The 15,840-nt window shown below is 49.1% G+C and carries 18 protein-coding genes; 6 read left to right on the top strand and 12 right to left on the bottom strand.

Going from position 1 to position 15,840, the window contains the following annotated elements:
- Positions 1-3: 3 nt before the first annotated feature.
- From EAT1B_RS11215 to glmS, 6 genes are all read right to left on the bottom strand, one after another.
- Positions 4-1,152, bottom strand: coding sequence for a mannitol-1-phosphate 5-dehydrogenase (locus EAT1B_RS11215; protein ID WP_015880685.1), 1,149 nt, complete (start codon positions 1,150-1,152; stop codon positions 4-6).
- Entirely contained in the window at positions 1,153-1,584 is a 432-nt protein-coding gene (locus tag EAT1B_RS11210; protein WP_015880684.1) for a PTS sugar transporter subunit IIA, read from the bottom strand.
- 47 nt (positions 1,585-1,631) lie between these two features.
- On the bottom strand, positions 1,632-3,053 hold the full coding sequence (locus EAT1B_RS11205; protein WP_015880683.1) for a PTS mannitol transporter subunit IICB: 1,422 nt from the start codon (positions 3,051-3,053) through the stop codon (positions 1,632-1,634).
- Positions 3,054-3,220: 167 nt separating this feature from the next.
- Positions 3,221-5,251, bottom strand: a complete 2,031-nt coding sequence (locus EAT1B_RS11200; protein ID WP_015880682.1) for a BglG family transcription antiterminator — start codon at positions 5,249-5,251, stop codon at positions 3,221-3,223.
- Positions 5,241-5,510 carry a hypothetical protein gene (locus EAT1B_RS11195; RefSeq protein WP_041917981.1) on the bottom strand — a complete coding sequence of 90 codons (270 nt, stop codon included), beginning with the start codon at positions 5,508-5,510 and terminating at the stop codon, positions 5,241-5,243. Before EAT1B_RS11195 ends, EAT1B_RS11200 begins: the two co-directional genes overlap by 11 nt.
- A 144-nt stretch (positions 5,511-5,654) precedes the next feature.
- Positions 5,655-7,451, bottom strand: coding sequence for a glutamine--fructose-6-phosphate transaminase (isomerizing) (gene glmS, locus EAT1B_RS11190; protein WP_015880681.1), 1,797 nt, complete (start codon positions 7,449-7,451; stop codon positions 5,655-5,657).
- 412 nt (positions 7,452-7,863) lie between these two features.
- Here glmS and EAT1B_RS11180 point away from each other — a divergent pair, with 412 nt between their 5' ends.
- Positions 7,864-8,199, top strand: a complete 336-nt coding sequence (locus EAT1B_RS11180; RefSeq protein WP_015880680.1) for a hypothetical protein — start codon at positions 7,864-7,866, stop codon at positions 8,197-8,199.
- Between the two features lie 31 nt (positions 8,200-8,230).
- On the opposite strand, the gene EAT1B_RS15795 is transcribed toward EAT1B_RS11180, so the two are convergent.
- From EAT1B_RS15795 to EAT1B_RS11150, 6 genes are read right to left on the bottom strand one after another with little or no spacing between them, the layout of a single operon-like run.
- Positions 8,231-8,974 (bottom strand): endonuclease/exonuclease/phosphatase family protein, encoded by a 744-nt coding sequence (locus tag EAT1B_RS15795; protein WP_015880679.1) that lies wholly within the window; start codon positions 8,972-8,974, stop codon positions 8,231-8,233.
- 26 nt (positions 8,975-9,000) lie between these two features.
- On the bottom strand, positions 9,001-9,471 hold the full coding sequence (locus tag EAT1B_RS11170) for a hypothetical protein (protein ID WP_015880678.1): 471 nt from the start codon (positions 9,469-9,471) through the stop codon (positions 9,001-9,003).
- Positions 9,458-9,976, bottom strand: coding sequence for a hypothetical protein (locus EAT1B_RS11165; RefSeq protein WP_015880677.1), 519 nt, complete (start codon positions 9,974-9,976; stop codon positions 9,458-9,460). The genes EAT1B_RS11170 and EAT1B_RS11165 overlap by 14 nt, the downstream gene beginning before the upstream one ends.
- Positions 9,955-10,410 carry a hypothetical protein gene (locus tag EAT1B_RS11160; protein WP_015880676.1) on the bottom strand — a complete coding sequence of 152 codons (456 nt, stop codon included), beginning with the start codon at positions 10,408-10,410 and terminating at the stop codon, positions 9,955-9,957. The genes EAT1B_RS11165 and EAT1B_RS11160 overlap by 22 nt, the downstream gene beginning before the upstream one ends.
- The gene (locus EAT1B_RS11155) at positions 10,411-10,839 is read right to left on the bottom strand and encodes a hypothetical protein (RefSeq protein WP_015880675.1); all 429 of its coding nucleotides are present in this window, start codon (positions 10,837-10,839) and stop codon (positions 10,411-10,413) included.
- The gene (locus EAT1B_RS11150; protein ID WP_015880674.1) at positions 10,836-11,282 is read right to left on the bottom strand and encodes a hypothetical protein; all 447 of its coding nucleotides are present in this window, start codon (positions 11,280-11,282) and stop codon (positions 10,836-10,838) included. The genes EAT1B_RS11155 and EAT1B_RS11150 overlap by 4 nt, the downstream gene beginning before the upstream one ends.
- A gap of 205 nt (positions 11,283-11,487) precedes the next feature.
- Between EAT1B_RS11150 and EAT1B_RS11145 the strand changes: the two genes are divergently transcribed.
- The 5 genes from EAT1B_RS11145 to EAT1B_RS11125 all read left to right on the top strand — a co-directional run bounded on the left by EAT1B_RS11145 (position 11,488) and on the right by EAT1B_RS11125 (position 15,766).
- Positions 11,488-12,198 carry a GntR family transcriptional regulator gene (locus EAT1B_RS11145; protein ID WP_015880673.1) on the top strand — a complete coding sequence of 237 codons (711 nt, stop codon included), beginning with the start codon at positions 11,488-11,490 and terminating at the stop codon, positions 12,196-12,198.
- Between the two features lie 152 nt (positions 12,199-12,350).
- Entirely contained in the window at positions 12,351-12,698 is a 348-nt protein-coding gene (locus tag EAT1B_RS11140) for a PTS lactose/cellobiose transporter subunit IIA (protein WP_015880672.1), read from the top strand.
- Positions 12,695-13,003: a PTS sugar transporter subunit IIB gene (locus tag EAT1B_RS11135; protein ID WP_015880671.1), complete on the top strand. Its 309-nt coding sequence runs from the start codon at positions 12,695-12,697 to the stop codon at positions 13,001-13,003. The genes EAT1B_RS11140 and EAT1B_RS11135 overlap by 4 nt, the downstream gene beginning before the upstream one ends.
- Positions 13,004-13,018: 15 nt before the next feature.
- Entirely contained in the window at positions 13,019-14,425 is a 1,407-nt protein-coding gene (locus EAT1B_RS11130; protein ID WP_015880670.1) for a GH1 family beta-glucosidase, read from the top strand.
- Positions 14,426-14,437: 12 nt separating this feature from the next.
- On the top strand, positions 14,438-15,766 hold the full coding sequence (locus EAT1B_RS11125; RefSeq protein ID WP_015880669.1) for a PTS sugar transporter subunit IIC: 1,329 nt from the start codon (positions 14,438-14,440) through the stop codon (positions 15,764-15,766).
- Positions 15,767-15,840 lie beyond the last annotated feature (74 nt).

Genomic DNA, 15,840 nt, shown 5'->3' with positions numbered 1-15,840 from the left:
TGATTAAGACACACGTTCTTTTTCTTCTTCCCGAATCAAATGATATTGATCGAGAATCAACTGAGTCAACGTGTCCCCTTCATGAAGATGAAGGTATTTTTCAATCGTTGACGAGATGCCGTGTTCTTCGATCGACAAGTTCAGCTCCGACGATTCCGAATCCTCCGGGTTGTAGTAATGAAGGGCTGCTGCAATCCCGTAAGCGAGTTCGTTCGGCTCGATGCCGTTATCCATCAATTCACGTGCCGGCTTGACGAGACGGTCGCTCGGTCCAAGTTTACGAATCGGTGAACGGGCCACACGCGACACTTCATCCTTCAATTTCGGATTTTCAAAGCGTTTGATGATTTTTTGAATGTATTGGCTATGCTCTTTCGCCTCGAATCCGTATTTCTCAAGCAATAACCAACCTGTCTCATATAATGCTCCTTGGACGACTTGACGCACGCGACGATCCTTCAGCGCCTCGTCAATCGTCGCCTTCCCGAACAACGAGCCGATATAAGAGGCGATGGCGTGTCCTGTATTGACCGTGAATAATTTCCGTTCGATATACGGTCCGATCTCCTCGACCCACGTCACGCCTTGAATCGGTGGTTGTTCGTTGAGCCCTTGTGTCTCGATGACCCATTCATGGAACGTCTCGACTTCCACGTAAAGTGGATCCTCATGTTGTTGTAGCGGGACGATGCGGTCGACAGCCGCGTTCGGGAAGAAGACATTCGCCTCCCCGACACCGCCACACGCCTCTACTTCTTGACGAAGAATTGCACTCCCACCAATCATGTTCTCACATGCGATGACATAGACCGGTGCATCCTCGACTTCACGAGCACGAAGTCCTTCGCTGATCAACGGTGCCACTTTTGAGAGAAGTGACGGTCCGACAGCCGTCGTCACGAGATCTGCTTCTGCAATCAAGTCCACGACACGAGCCGGTTCTTTCAAACTATTGACACCGCGAACACGGTCGACGACGATACGATCGACGCCGTCTTCTGCGAACCCGACCTCATAATGACGTTTTACCTCAAGCGCTTCGATGACCGTGTCATTGATGTCGACAAACGTCACCTCGTAACCGCTTTGGTTGAGCAATAATCCGATAAAGCCTCGTCCGATGTTCCCTGCCCCAAAGTGAACAGCTTTCATTTACGCCACCTCTTCCATAAAGAGCGCCAAGATTTCTTCCTTCGTTTTCGCCTGAACAAGACGCTCCACATTGCTTTCGTCTGAGCATAGAATCGCGATTTGCGATAGGAGCTCTAAATGTTCATCATTCACGCCTGCAATTCCGATGACGAGTTTGGCCGTTTGACCCCCAAAGTCGACCCCGTCTGGTACTTGCAGGAACGAGATCCCCGTCTTCTGAACCGCTGATTTCGCTGCTTCTGTACCGTGTGGAATGGCGACGTAATTTCCGATATAGACGTTGGCGATCGCTTGACGTTCATGCATCGCTTCTACATACTCCGGCGTCACACAGCCGGCGTCTTGTAGGACGGCTCCGGCTGCTGTGATCGCTTCCTCTGTCGTTGCGAATGTTTGGTTAAGTCGAATCATCTCTGTTTGAATGAATGGCATTTTGATTTCCTCCTAATGGCTAAACCGTATCTCTATCTGTTCTGAGTTCAAGAAATTTTGCTGCGTTCCGCTTTAATTTCTTCTACCAATTGGTCGTAGTAATCGGCGTTCAAGAAGTTCGTGACCGAACGATGAATCGCATTCGGTGCTTGCGCTTCCGCACGCTCCGTCAAATCTTCGTGTGTGATGACGAACTGAGCATCTTTCGGCAAGTTGCTGATGGACGTGTTCGTCACTTTGATCGGCAAATTCGCTTTGTTGACCTTGTTCCGGAGAACTGATGCTCCCATGGCACTCGATCCCATTCCAGCGTCACAAGCGAAGATGATGTGGTCGACTTTATCAAGACGATCTGTCACGAGAGCCGATGCGTAAGACTGTTTGCCTTTCATCGCACTCACGTTTTGTGTCGCTTCTTCGAGTGATACTTCCTCTGCTGCGCTCGATTTCAAGATGACACTCGCCACAGCGAACGTGACCGCTGCTGACAAGAGAATCCCTGCCACGAGTCCAAGATATGAACCGCGTGATGCCATCGCAAGAATGGCAAAGATACTACCTGGTGAAGCAGGTGCGACGAGACCGACATCAAAGAGTACGAACGTGAAGATCCCTGTTGCGCCCCCTGCGATCATCGCAAGGATCAAGACCGGCTTCATCAATACGTACGGGAAGTAAATCTCGTGAATCCCACCAAGGAAGTGAATGATGGCTGCACCCGGTGCCGTACGTTTCGCTGCACCTTTGGCGAAGAACATATAGGCGAGAAGTAATCCAAGACCTGGTCCTGGGTTTGCTTCAAGTAAGAAGAGAACGGACTTTCCAGCGTCTGCGACTTGATCGACACCAAGCGGACTCAAGATCCCGTGGTTGATGGCGTTGTTCAAGAAGAGAACTTTTGCCGGTTCGATGAACAGACTTGCGACCGGAAGCAATTTCGCGCCGACGATCCAGTCAACACCTGCCGCCATCACTTTATCGAGGGCACTCATGATCGGACCAAAGATTTCAAATCCTCCAAGCATGAGAAGTCCACCGATGATTCCCACTGAGAAGTTGTTGACGAGCATTTCAAATCCTGCTTTAACTTTGCCTTCAAGGGCACGATCGACTTGGCGGATGACATAACCACCGAGTGGACCCATGATCATCGCACCGAGGAACATCGGAATATCTGTTCCGACGATGACCCCCATCGTGGCGAGTGCCCCGACGACACCGCCTCGTACGTCGTGAAGTAATTTACCACCAGTGAAACCGATGAGTAATGGTAAGAGATATGTGATCGTTGGACCAACGAGTTCTGCTAAGTTTTCGTTTGGCCACCATCCTGTCGGAATGAAGAGTGCTGTGATAATCCCCCAGGCAATGAAGGCACCGATGTTTGGCATGACCATCCCACTGAGGAAACTACCGAATCGTTGAACTTTGACTCGGACCCCGCCCGAGCTCGCTTGCGTATTCGCCATGTATAAAACCTCCAGTCGTTTAAATGTGAAAGGTTGAATGTGTAGTGTAGCTAACCGGTTTGTGCTCTACACCCATATTGTATGCTCGGAGTAAGCGCTTTCTCAATTCAATCCAGTTCACACTTTGGCAACATTTTGTGCCAAACAAAAAAATGACCATGGTTCGGTCATTTTTCGTACAATGTCTCATGAATCATTTTTTTCATACATTCGTGCAAAAGTAAACGAAGGTCTTCTTTCGTTCCCGTGCTATAAAGACGCATGTGCTCCTCACTCTCAATGAGCGACCCGCTGATTGCGCTTAAGAATTGAAGTTCGACGTCACGTGCTTCTTCCGGTGCAAGCAAGACAAGCAGACGTGTCACGGGTTCGGTCGACTGATCCATCATCAGGAGTGGGATCGATGTCGTTAAATCAAACGCAAACACACTCGCCTTCTCAATCGAGGCATGTCGCCCGTGGAATAACGCCAGTTTCGTACCCGGCACCCCAAGACCCGCGACTTCGTGACGACGAAGCAGTTGGGCAGAGAGCTGAATCCCGCTTTGTACGAGGTCACGTTCTTCTAAATGTGTACCGATATCAAGCAAGATATCTTCTAAACGATCCGTATTATTGAGCGTGACCAAATCGAACTTGTCATCCATCCGCTCGAACGTCTCGACCAATTCCCCGAGTTCTGTGAAATCAAGCATCGTTGAACGCGGCTTCGTCGCGAGTGTTTGAAAGGATTGCGGTAATGACAGTAAGAGATGACGGACGCGCTGCACTTCTTCACTCGTCAAAAGCGGGTTGACGATTAGTGTCGGCACCGAAAGGGGTGGCAGCGGTACGGTCGACAAGATGACATCATATTCTTCTAGTCGGTGCTGTTCGAGTCCAAAAAGTGATGAGTTGACGACGTCTTGCATCTCCGGGAACTCTTGACGTACTCGATTGACGAGCATCTTCGACGAACCAAGTCCGGCCGAACAGACGACGAGCGCCCGATATTCACGACGGCGCACCGGTTTGACGAGTGCTGCCGCAAAGTGCATCGCCCAAAAGACCGTCTCTTCTTCGGAGAACGTATTCGTTCCAAAGACGATGTCGGCGGCCTGTTGAATGGCCGAACGAAGCCCCGGATAGTCGCGGTCGATATGAGGCTTGACCGTACTCGTCTCCGGCAAAACCTGCGTATTCATACTCGAGAGGATGTGAGCAAGCAGTCCTCGTTCGAGAGCCGTGTCATCCGTAAAGGTGAACCCGTAGATGAGCGAGACGTGATGAATCAGTTTATGCACCCGAATCTGCATGATCCAGCGTTCTTCTTCATCTTCTTTCATTTGATCTTTAATCGAGCGCAGACGATTCGCCTCTTCCGCGAACCAGACACGTTCCGCCATCGAGTAGGTGATACCGAGAGCCGCTTCCATATCGGTGGCGACTTTCAAATAGTCCTCGGACCGTCCTTTCGTATACATCTCTAAAAAGAATCCAGACGCTAACCGCTCTTGTTGCACGCCGTAAGCGAACGTGACTCGCATGATGGTGCGGTCATCCATCCGCTCAAACGCGCGGGACTTCAAATAATCATAACCGTCTCGAAGACCTTCAAGCATCTCCTCGCATGGTACCGTCTTCAAAAAAGCAGGAATGTAGTCGTCTTCTCCGCGGACGAAGCGATAAAATGCGAGCGTGTCCCAGTGGGCAAGCAGAGCGTTGATGAGTAGCTTACGCTTCTCGGACTCATAACCGAGCACTCTAGCCCCAACACCTTTTTTCCGTTCAACTTCTAAATGGTACTCTTCGAACCATCTGTCCAATTTCTCTAAGTCTTGCGTCAACGTGCTCGGCGAGACGTGCATCTGTTTGGCGACCGCCTGCAATTTGAGTGTATCGTTCTCGAACAAGAGACGCCACGCCAGCTCAAATAAGCGGTCCTCGCTCGTCGGGATCGCTTCTGCGGATAAGATGAGGTCTTCTCGTAACTGTTGCTTCGCAGATGGTTTGCCGACCAGACTCAGTCCATGCCCTCGTTGCCAAGCGAGTTCGAGTTCGAACTCTTTTAAGATGCCTTCAAGTAATTGTCTTTCTCGTTGAATCGTACGCTCAGACAAATTCACCGCCTGCGCGATTTCGGCGAGCGGTGTCGATGTCTCAGTTGCCAATAAGTGTAGTAAAATCGACCGTTCTCTCGCGGTCCACTCATGTCTCATGCTCATCCATCCATTCTTCGACAAGTAGTCGGTATTCCTCGAGCGACAGGAGTTGTCGGACTGACCGGACACGTGCGGTCGGATGGGTGACCACGGTCGCCCCTTCCTGATAGAGAATCAAATCCACCTCATTCGGGATGTTTTGAATCGTTCCGTGCGTAATCGTACAAAGCAAGCGCCCCTCGCTTGCCTGTGCGAACAACTTCGCCGCCATCGCACTTGTCACAAACCCGCTATGGCAAGCAATGTATACGTTCATGTCAGCCCTTCTTTCGTCGCTTATCTTTATCTAATCATAAGTTGGAACCGCTTACTTCTCCTACTATTTTGCTTGTTGGCAAAGATATCGGCAAGCAGTAAAAAGCACCTCTCCAGAAGAAAGGTGCCTTACACTATGTTCAGTTTATTCCACTGTCACCGATTTCGCCAAGTTACGTGGCTTGTCCACGTCACATCCACGAGCGAGCGCCGCGTAATATGCCATCAACTGAACCGGTAAGACGTTGATGAGCGGTGCCAAGAGTGGCTCGACGTGCGGCAAGATGAAGTCATCATTCTCATGTTCCACGCCTTGCATCGAAATGATACAGGCGTTCGCGCCACGGGCGACGACTTCTTTGACGTTCCCACGAATATTCAAGTTCGTCTTCGGTTGTGAGATGAGCGCGATGACCGGTGTCCCGTCTTCAATCAAGGCAATCGACCCATGCTTCAGTTCCCCACCTGGGTACCCTTCCGCTTGGATATACGAAATCTCTTTTACTTTGAGCGCTCCTTCGAGACAGACAGAAGCGTCAAGCCCACGACCGATGAAGAACGTGTTCGGTGTCGTTTTCAAGTAGCGCTCCGCAAGATCTTCAAACAACTCTTTTTGCGCCATGATCGAGTCCATGATGGTTGCGACACGGGCGAGCTCTGGCATCAGGTCGAACGGTAATTCTTTCCCTGTCGCACGGGCGATGTCGTACGCGAGAATCGCGAGGACGGCAATCTGTGCCGTGTATGCTTTCGTCGAGGCGACCGCGATCTCTGGTCCGGCGTGGAGAAGCATCGTCTCGTTCGCTTCGCGTGAGAGCGTTGAACCCGGTACATTCGTCATGGTGAGCGCTTTGTATCCGCGTTTCTTCACTTCGACGAGGACGGCACGGCTGTCCGCTGTCTCACCAGATTGTGATAAGAAGACGAACAACGGATGTTCACTTAAGAGGGGCATGTTGTAGCCAAATTCAGAAGAAACGTGCACTTCTGTCGGAATGCCGGCGATGCGTTCTAAAATGTCTTTTCCGACGAGTCCCGCGTTATAGCTCGTCCCACATGCGACGATATAGATCCGGTCCGCTTCTGACACGAGCTCACGCACGCCTTCCGTGAGTTCGATGTCACCGTTCTCGTTCTGGTAGTGCTGGATGATGTTTCGGATGACGGCCGGTTGCTCGTCCATCTCTTTCAACATGTAGTGCGCGTACGTGCCCTTCTCGATATCTGACGCATCGATCTCGGCCGTGTATGGCGCGCGTTCGAGCACTTCGCCGTCGAGCGTCTTAATCGTCGCCGCCTCACGTGTGAGGATGACGATCTCACCGTCGTGGAGCTCGAGGTACTGGTCCGTCACCTGGAGCATCGCCATCGCGTCTGATGCGACGACGTTGAACGTGCCGTCCCCGAGTCCGACGAGGAGCGGTGACTTGTTCTTCCCGATATAGAGGCGTTCTTGGTCCTCTGAGTCGATCATCGCGATCGCGTACGAACCGTGGAGGTCCGAAAGCGTCTTGCGGAACGCCGCCTCGACATCGCCGAGTTCGACGAAGTGTTTTTCCATGAGCTGGACGATGACTTCTGTGTCCGTCTCTGAAAGGAACGGGACGTCGAGCGTGGCTTTCAATTGTTCATCGTTCTCGATTACGCCGTTATGCACGAGCGTGAAGCGTCCTGTCGTACTTTGGTGCGGGTGGGCGTTCGGCACGCTCGGTACCCCGTGTGTCGCCCAACGTGTGTGGCCGATTCCAATCGTTCCTTCAGCATCAGCCGGTACGATGTCACGGAGTGCTTGAATTCGTCCTACTTCTTTGAACGTACGAACGTTTTCACCGACTAATGCAATTCCTGCTGAATCATAGCCACGATATTCGAGCTTTTCTAGCCCTTTCAATAAAATCTCTTTCGTTCCAACTTGTCCGATCATCCCTACGATTCCACACATAAACAAATCTCCTCTTTGCTTCGATTTCTCGAAAAAGGAAACGGGCTTTTTTGAGTGGTGTCATCAAGTCTCGTTTTGTCCGCCCGGTCACCCGAACGTTTTATCAAGACTCTCTCAGTCGTGACACGCGACTGGAAGGCATCCGCCGAAATCTCGATCACCTTCGTCCTCGTCAACTCCGCAGAGTTCTGGCGCTTCCACTTCATATCTAGCCGTTTCTCCAGATACGCTTTCATGCTATCGAGTACAAGCCGTGTTGGATAGAGCAATCTGAAAACTTGTCGCTAAATACTTTTTTACCGTTCATGTAAAAGTCACCACTTTCACTAAAATGCCATCAATGTATCAGGTTTTCGAGTAGGGAGAGAACGGGCATGATACAAGTAACGAGTAAAGAAACGAGGGGAAACACATGGGTGGAATCTTCCTATTGATCGGCATTCTGTTATCCGTCTTATCCAGGTGGCTCGAATTTGAAGGCAATAGCACGTTAGGAGATGTCATGTTGTTTCCTGCGATTTTCTTCATGGCTATGGCTTTTCTCTGCAGTTTCCCTTATTTCAAAGAATGGTGGGATGACCGCTCTACCCGTAAGAAAGCATTCTTATTCGTGATTTTTGCCGCAGTCGGTATCCTATGTCTGCAAGCCGCTTTCTGGTTTGTCGTTTGGCGCGATCAATGGCTCGGACTCCTTCTCCTTCTTCCCTTTGCGGCATGTGTGGGGTTCATCGCTCGTCTATTCAAATAAAAAGAGGATGCGCAATCGCACATCCTCCTCATTATTTCACGGTAAAGTCGACCACCACACCATAATGATCACTCGGTACAACATCCCTACTCGTCCGCATGTCGCCGAATACATCGACATGCTGAACCTCGAGTTCACTCCATTCCGAACGGAACAGAATCCAATCATATCGTTCAGGTTGCTCGAGATGAGAAGATTGTAGGTATGGATTGTGCTTTACGTCTAACGTCGGGCGTGCCTCTTCGCCAACAAACGTCGTCACGTCCAGCCACCCTGCATCTGATACATCATCATAGATAGTGGATTGAGGATGATCATTGAAATCCCCACACAACACCTCAATCGCCTTTTGGTGCCCCTTGCTTAACCAGTCTCGTACCACTTCCATCTGGCATTCTCGAATCGAAGAAGAGCGCCAGTTCAGATGCACATTCGTGAGTCCCCATTCCTGACCGCCGAAGATAAGCGTCACTCGGGTCGCACAAAAGTTTGACTCTTCCACATCTTCTTCCCAAATCGCTTCAACTGAAGAAAAAGGGACTTTACTCAAAAAAGCGAGTCCTTCGTCCGGTGAGTCGGGGTAAGCATGAAAGACGCAGTACGGATAACCCGTCGCTTCCGCAATATCATGAGCTACACTGCCTTTTTCATAAGAACGGACTTCTTGCAGTGCAATCACGTCCGCGTTGATTCGTTTTACTTCTTGGCAAATCGCATCGATTCGTTTTTGCCATAGCGTGTCATGATTCCAAATGTTATACGTCGCAATCCTCACTTCATATTCCTACTTTCTCGAGTGAGTCACGCGCTCCCCCATTTTTGTTCTTCTCTTAATTCACGTTCTGTGACATAGTTCTCATCAAGTCGGACCATATGTTGTTCATACAATCGATGCATCATTATAGAACTCGGTATGAGCACTGCAATCGTTACAAAGAAAGCAAGCGTCGAGATCTGCTCGGTAACTGTGAAATATAGAAATACAATCACGAACGGATACCCAATCAGTCCAGTAATCGAGTTCCAATGCGCAAGTCGTTTTGCTTCTCTCGATGTCAGATAACGTTTCTTGATTGCTTCTCGGTCCCATGTCTTCTTCCATGCAGGTAAGGCAGCGATTTCTGAAATCAACAACACCCCTACCAACGAAATCCAACCTTTCTCTACAGCGAAGAAAAGCATGAGTGCGAGTGCCCCACTCATCATACTAACAGTCCACTTTCCCGATTCATCAAATGTCGTCAACTCTCTCATCTGATCACGTTTGTTCACGACGTTGCTCCTTCTCATATTCGCGGGCTTCACGAATCTCTTTTAAATCTTGATCCGTCAAATAGTTCTCATCATAAGATTGAATGACCCGGTCAAAGCGTTTCGCCAAATATTCAATCCCGAAAAACGTCAGCTGCGAAAGGAGGAACATACGGAACGATTGTGGACCCGTCGCTTCACTCGTGAAGTAAAAGAGGCCGTAAATCCCGACACCCGTCAAAGCGAGCGTATGTGCCATCATTTTGAACGATAAGAGGTTACGCGCCGTCTGATTCGTCACGAAACGTAGCCACATCCGATATTGGATAAAAATACCCGTTAAGATTGCGGCGAGCACCGCATATAACGTTCCCGTGACAACGCCGTCCGAGAGTGTCCAATACGAGGCATAAATCAAAAAACTGACGACGAGTCCGATGCCGATGATGCCGACACCCCATTTCGTCAAGCGGTCTACTTTTAGAATCGTGTCGATTTGCGATTTCACTTTTGGTGATAGTTCCATATCTTCTCTCCTCCTTCCAACACTTCTTCATACGTCGGTAATTCCGGATCGATTTGTTTAAGTTGCTTCGTGAACCACTTTTGTCGAGTCGGACTGAGTACTCCCCATATCCCGAAAAAGAGACCGATCACGAGACCAACATCTTCCGCTGTCAGAAGTGTCACCATGAGCGCCGTCAACAAAATCGCATCCACCCATTCGAATACGTATTGGAATATAAGCATTCGATGCGCCTTCGGATGCTCGGTCATTCGCCACATGATACGCATCTCTTGAAAACCCATCACGACGATGATTACGGAGACCGAACCCATGATGGGAATGAGCCACATTTTCTCTAATAAGAGAGCGACAATAATGGCCGTGACATAAAGAATCAAGATGGGTACGGCATAACGTCGCATTCGTCGCATCCACTTTACGTCTTGCTCCACCTATATCGCCTCCTTGTCGAAATGTATATACTCCATATCTTGTTGTTTCGTTTGTTTGTTCACGTTTAACGTCCATAGCACCGCACCACCGATGAATATCGTGACACCCATATACGCCACGTTTGAGGTAAATAAGAATTGATGATTCAACACGAGGAAAAAGGCAGCACTGTTGATCCCGTCCCGAACGAGTTGACGACGATACAATCCTTTCAATTCTGGTTGAAACCTCAGGCGCATTCGATAACGTTTCACATATAAGATGTTCAGCGGAATGAGCGTACAGGCGATATACAGCACGCCCCACGTAAGATCATCTGTTAATAAACTGATTGGTAACATCAGCACTACAAATGTTCCAAACAAGCCGAAGATCCATTGGTCGAATAAACGCTTCCATGCTTTTTCTTGTGTCATGCGTTCAATCATTGATTTCGTCGCTCCAAATCTAACTGATGTAACAGCGGAACACGTTCATTTAACTTCTTTTGAAGCATCCGCGATATCTGATCGCTGACTGCTCCCCATACGAGCAATCCGATCGCTAACGTCAAACTGTCATATTGAAAAATGAGCAGAGTCGAAATCAAGGAGACGAGCACACCTGAACTGATCAAATCATAAAGCAGGTTCCACTTCAGTAACCGTACGGCATCTCTGTCCTTCATATACGTACGACGCATCCGATACTTTTTCACGTCTAATCCAATCATGGCCATTCCAATCAAGACGAAAGGGATCGTCAACCAGACGTAACGTCCGAAAAAGGATAAAAGGATAGCTGTCACAACAAACACTAATAATGTATAGCCGACCCGAAGGTGTAACTTGCGCCATGTGGTTTCTTCCGTATACCAATGTGTCTCAGTCAACTAGAGCACTTCCTTTCTTTCCTGTGCATTACTCCTCTATACGTACTCTATGCCATTATTGTTTCACATTTTCCGAATATTCTAGCATTGAATCGTTCGACTTTTTTCAACAATTGACGAACGAAACGTATCCGCTTACAAAGGTTATCTGCTATACTGTTACCAAATTCATTCCCACAAATTTTTTTGAAAGGTGTAGAACTGTATGTCTCCGAAGTACAAGCAAGTTGCAAGTCAGATTGAAGCGGACATCGTCAATCACGTCTACCAACATACGAATAAATTATTGACCGAGGATGAGTATGCCAATAAATATGGCGTCAGCCGTAACACGGTCCGAAAAGCAATCGAGATCCTCGTCAACAAAGGATACGTCTATCAAGTTCAAGGGAGCGGCGTCTTCGTCCGTGACCATTACAATAGCGATTACATCAATTTAGAAAAACTCCAAGGTTTAACAAGTGACTTCAGCGGTCGAAAAGTCGAGACACGCGTCTTACACTTCGAACAGACAGTGGCGAACGATGAGGTCGCCGAACGTATGAAGTGCCCAATCGGAACACCTGTCTACTTCGTTAAGCGTCTACGTCTCGTTGATGACCACCCGTTCTCGGTAGAGGATTCATACTTCCGAAAAGAGCTCGTCATCTACTTGGATGAGAACATCGTCCAAAAGTCGATCTACACGTATTTACGAAGCGACCAAAAACTTGCCATCGGATTCGCTGACCGAGTCATTTACGCAGACTTTTTAGATTCAGAGTCCGCCGACCTGCTCGACTTGAACGAGAATGACCCAGCCTTGATTGTCGACAACACCGTCTATTTGACGAACGGACAAATCTTCGACGTCTCTCGTTCCATTCATCATTTTAAACATGTCAAAATGCTCAAAGTCTCGAACATCAAGTCCTAAACGCGCCCGAGAGATGCTTTTCTCGCGCGCATTTTTTATGCATTTTTTCGAAAAGAAAGGGTTTACACGAAAACGCTTTCGTGCTACTATCAACGTGTAGAAAATATTTGTACCTATGAATTTTAGTTATCCATACAAAAAGGAGAGATATTATGGTTTCTGAAACAATCGAAATCTCACCGGAAGATATTTTCGGTCTCATCGCCCTCTCGGGTGACGCCAAAGCGAGCTACCATCAAGCGATGCTCCTCATGCAAGAAGGAAAGAAAGAAGAAGCCGAGGCGGCAGTCGTTGCTGGTGACGCGACATTAAAGGAAGCACATGCGATTCAAACGAAATTCGTGACGCTCGAAGCACAAGGTAAATCGGCAACGGTCGGTGTCCTCATGGTGCATGCGCAAGATCACTTGATGAACACGATTCTCGTCAAAGAAATGCTTGGATATATGATGAACATGCAAAACGAAATCAACGAATTGAAAGGAATGGATCAACAATGATTAAAATCGGACTCTTCTGTGCGGCAGGTATGTCAACAAGTATGTTAGTAGAAAAAATGAAAGCGGTTGCCTCTGAACGTGGCATCGAAGCTGAAATCGCAGCTTACCCAGAATCGGAGATGGAAACTTACGTTGACAACATCGACGTTGCACTTCTCGGACCACAAGTGAAGTACCTCCTTTCAAAAGGGAAGCAAATCTGCGAACCAAAAGGTGTTCCAATCGACGTCATCAACACAGTCGACTACGGCATGATGAACGGTGCGAAAGTATTAGACCACTCATTGAAACTTGTAAATAAATAAACTGAGGTGATGACTTTGAAAATGCCTAAAGATTTCTTGTTCGGCGCTGCTTCGGCCTCTTACCAGGTCGAAGGCGCATGGAACGAGGACGGGAAAGGCCTCTCGAACTGGGACGTCTTCTCGAAAATTCCTGGTAAGACATTTGAAAACACAAACGGCGACGTCGCAGTCGACCATTACCATCGTTATAAAGAAGATATCGCGCTCATGGCGGAGATGGGACTCGAATCGTATCGTTTCTCCATCTCATGGCCGCGTATCTTCCCGAACGGTACGGGTGAAGTGAACGAAAAAGGACTCGAGTTCTATAACAACTTGATCGACGAATGTTTGAAACATGACATCGTCCCATTCGTCACGCTCTACCATTGGGACCTCCCACAAGCACTTGAAGAAAAAGGCGGCTGGAAGAACAAAGAGACAGTTGACGCATTCGTCCGTTTCGCAGATACTTGCTTCCAATCGTTCGGTGACCGTGTCAACCACTGGATCACGTTCAACGAAGCGGTCATCTTCTGCTCACTTGGATACTTAACAGGCGCACACCCGCCAGGTATCGAAGGCGACGTCAAAGGATATTTCCAAACGACACATAACGTCTTCGTCGCTCACGCCCGTGCCGTTGAGCTCTTCAAACAAAACGGTCATACTGGCGAAATCGGGATCACACACGTGTTCAACCCGGCGTTCAGTATCGATGACGCAGAGGAGAACAAGTTTGCCGAAATGCATGCGAACGCTTATGCGACACATTGGTTCTATGACCCGATCTTGAAAGGTGAATATCCAGAGTACGTCGTGAACGGTCTAAGCGAACAAGGCCTCCTTCCTGAAATGACGGAGGAAGAACTCGACGTCTTGAAACGTACCGCTCCGATGAACGACTTTATCGGTCTCAACTACTACAGCCCGCAGCGCGTCATGAAGAATGACTCGGCGCTCGTCATGGCCGGTGGACGTGAGAACTCGACAGGTCGTCCGGGTAACCCATCGTTCGATGGCGTCTACAAGACGGTCAAGATGGATGACAAAGTATATACGAAGTGGGATTGGGAGATCTCACCGGAAGCGTTCCTCGCTGGGATGCACATGCTGAAAGATCGTTACGGCGACGTCAAAATCTATATCACAGAGAACGGTCTCGGTGATGTCGACCCAATCGTCGACGGTGAGATCATGGACACGCCACGGATCGAGTACATCGAAGGACACCTTCGTGCAGTCAAACATGCTGTTCAACAAGGCATCAACGTTGCCGGTTACTATGCTTGGTCTGTAATCGACCTACTCAGCTGGTTGAACGGTTATAAGAAACAATACGGCTTCATCTATGTCGACCACAACAACGGTCTCGCACGGAAGAAGAAACAGTCGTTCCATTGGTATAAAGAGATCATCGCCACGCGCGCTGAAGACCTATAAGGAGGTTCCCCTATGAGCCGCTTAGAAAGAGTATTTGAAAAGTTCACCCCTGCTTTTGTTCGTTTTGCGAACGCCAAGCCCGTCCTTGCGATTAAGGACGGGTTCATCCTCACGATGCCGATGACCATCATCGGGTCGCTGTTCCTTCTCATCCTGGCGTTACCGATTCCAGGTTGGGCTGACTTCATGTCAGGTTTATTCGGGGCAGACTGGTCACTCCCGCTCACGCAAGTCGTCGGTGCGACGTTTGACATCCTTGCTTTGATCGGTGTTTTTGGAATCGCTTACTCGTACGTCAAGAATGAAAAAATCGAAGGCGTACCAGCTGGTATCCTCGGAATCATCTCGTTCCTCATCATCACACAGGCTTCTGTACTGTCTGAAGGCGGAGAAACTGTTACCGGGGTTATCCCGAAAGTATGGACAGGTGGACAAGGTGTCCTCGCTGCCATCCTCGTCGGATTGACAGTCGGATTCATCTACTCGCAGTTCATCAAACGCGGAATCAGCATTAAAATGCCAGACGGTGTCCCGCCAGGCGTATCGAACTCATTCTCTGCACTTGTTCCTGGTTTGGCGATCATCTCGCTCGCCGTTGCGACGTTTGCGATTTTCCAAGCGGTGGCAGAGCGTACGTTCACAGAAGTCATCTATGATGTGCTTCAAGCACCGCTTCAAAACTTGACGGACACACTAGCTGGAGCCGTCATCATCATGGTGCTCATGTCCGTCATGTGGTGGTGTGGAATTCACGGTGCCGCAATCCTCATGGGAATCATGGGACCCCTTCTCACAGCGAACGCACTTCAAAACCAAGCCATCCTCGATGCAGGTGGTACGCTTGTCGCTGGCGAGAACGCAAAAATCGTTACAATCCAGTTCCTCGATGTGTTCACGAAACTCGGTGGATCAGGAATTACAATCGGCTTCATCATTGCCGTCTTAATCGTTGCACGCTCGGCACACTTGAAGCAGCTCGGGAAGTTGTCACTTGCACCAAGTATCTTCAACATCAATGAGCCGGTCATCTTCGGGATGCCGATCGTCTTCAACCCGATCATGTTCGTCCCATTCGTCGTCGTGCCAGCCATCGCTTCATTCATGGTCTACTTTGCCATCCTTTGGGGTTGGGTCGAGCCGTTCAACGCGCTTCAAGTACCATGGACGACACCTCCAGTCATCTCTGGATTCTTGATTGGCGGATGGCGCGCCGCTCTCTTACAGATTGCAACAATCGCCATGGCCGTAGCCGTCTACCTCCCGTTCGTTCGCATTCAAGACCGCGTTTCGTACGGTGAAGAATTGAAAGCACAAGAAGGCTCAGATCAAGCATCAGCCTGAAACAAAAACGACGGCCCTTCTCAGTAATGAGGAGGGCTGTTATCATGTAGGAAAAGATTGGAAAGTTGGGTTAG

It is taken from the genome of Exiguobacterium sp. AT1b, from assembly GCF_000023045.1.
Taxonomy (GTDB): domain Bacteria; phylum Bacillota; class Bacilli; order Exiguobacteriales; family Exiguobacteriaceae; genus Exiguobacterium.
This window is presented reverse-complemented; position numbering and strand designations above follow the sequence as displayed.

Excerpts from the sequence above, each read along its gene's own strand:
- EAT1B_RS11215 (WP_015880685.1), bottom strand. The coding sequence starts at position 1,152 with ATGAAAGCTGTTCACTTTGGGGCAGGGAACATCGGACGAGGCTTTATC.
- EAT1B_RS11210 (WP_015880684.1), bottom strand. The coding sequence starts at position 1,584 with ATGCCATTCATTCAAACAGAGATGATTCGACTTAACCAAACATTCGCA.
- EAT1B_RS11205 (WP_015880683.1), bottom strand. The coding sequence starts at position 3,053 with ATGGCGAATACGCAAGCGAGCTCGGGCGGGGTCCGAGTCAAAGTTCAA.
- EAT1B_RS11200 (WP_015880682.1), bottom strand. The coding sequence starts at position 5,251 with ATGAGACATGAGTGGACCGCGAGAGAACGGTCGATTTTACTACACTTA.
- EAT1B_RS11195 (WP_041917981.1), bottom strand. The coding sequence starts at position 5,510 with ATGAACGTATACATTGCTTGCCATAGCGGGTTTGTGACAAGTGCGATG.
- glmS (WP_015880681.1), bottom strand. The coding sequence starts at position 7,451 with ATGTGTGGAATCGTAGGGATGATCGGACAAGTTGGAACGAAAGAGATT.
- EAT1B_RS11180 (WP_015880680.1), top strand. The coding sequence starts at position 7,864 with ATGGGTGGAATCTTCCTATTGATCGGCATTCTGTTATCCGTCTTATCC.
- EAT1B_RS11165 (WP_015880677.1), bottom strand. The coding sequence starts at position 9,976 with ATGGAACTATCACCAAAAGTGAAATCGCAAATCGACACGATTCTAAAA.
- EAT1B_RS11155 (WP_015880675.1), bottom strand. The coding sequence starts at position 10,839 with ATGATTGAACGCATGACACAAGAAAAAGCATGGAAGCGTTTATTCGAC.
- EAT1B_RS11145 (WP_015880673.1), top strand. The coding sequence starts at position 11,488 with ATGTCTCCGAAGTACAAGCAAGTTGCAAGTCAGATTGAAGCGGACATC.
- EAT1B_RS11140 (WP_015880672.1), top strand. The coding sequence starts at position 12,351 with ATGGTTTCTGAAACAATCGAAATCTCACCGGAAGATATTTTCGGTCTC.
- EAT1B_RS11135 (WP_015880671.1), top strand. The coding sequence starts at position 12,695 with ATGATTAAAATCGGACTCTTCTGTGCGGCAGGTATGTCAACAAGTATG.
- EAT1B_RS11125 (WP_015880669.1), top strand. The coding sequence starts at position 14,438 with ATGAGCCGCTTAGAAAGAGTATTTGAAAAGTTCACCCCTGCTTTTGTT.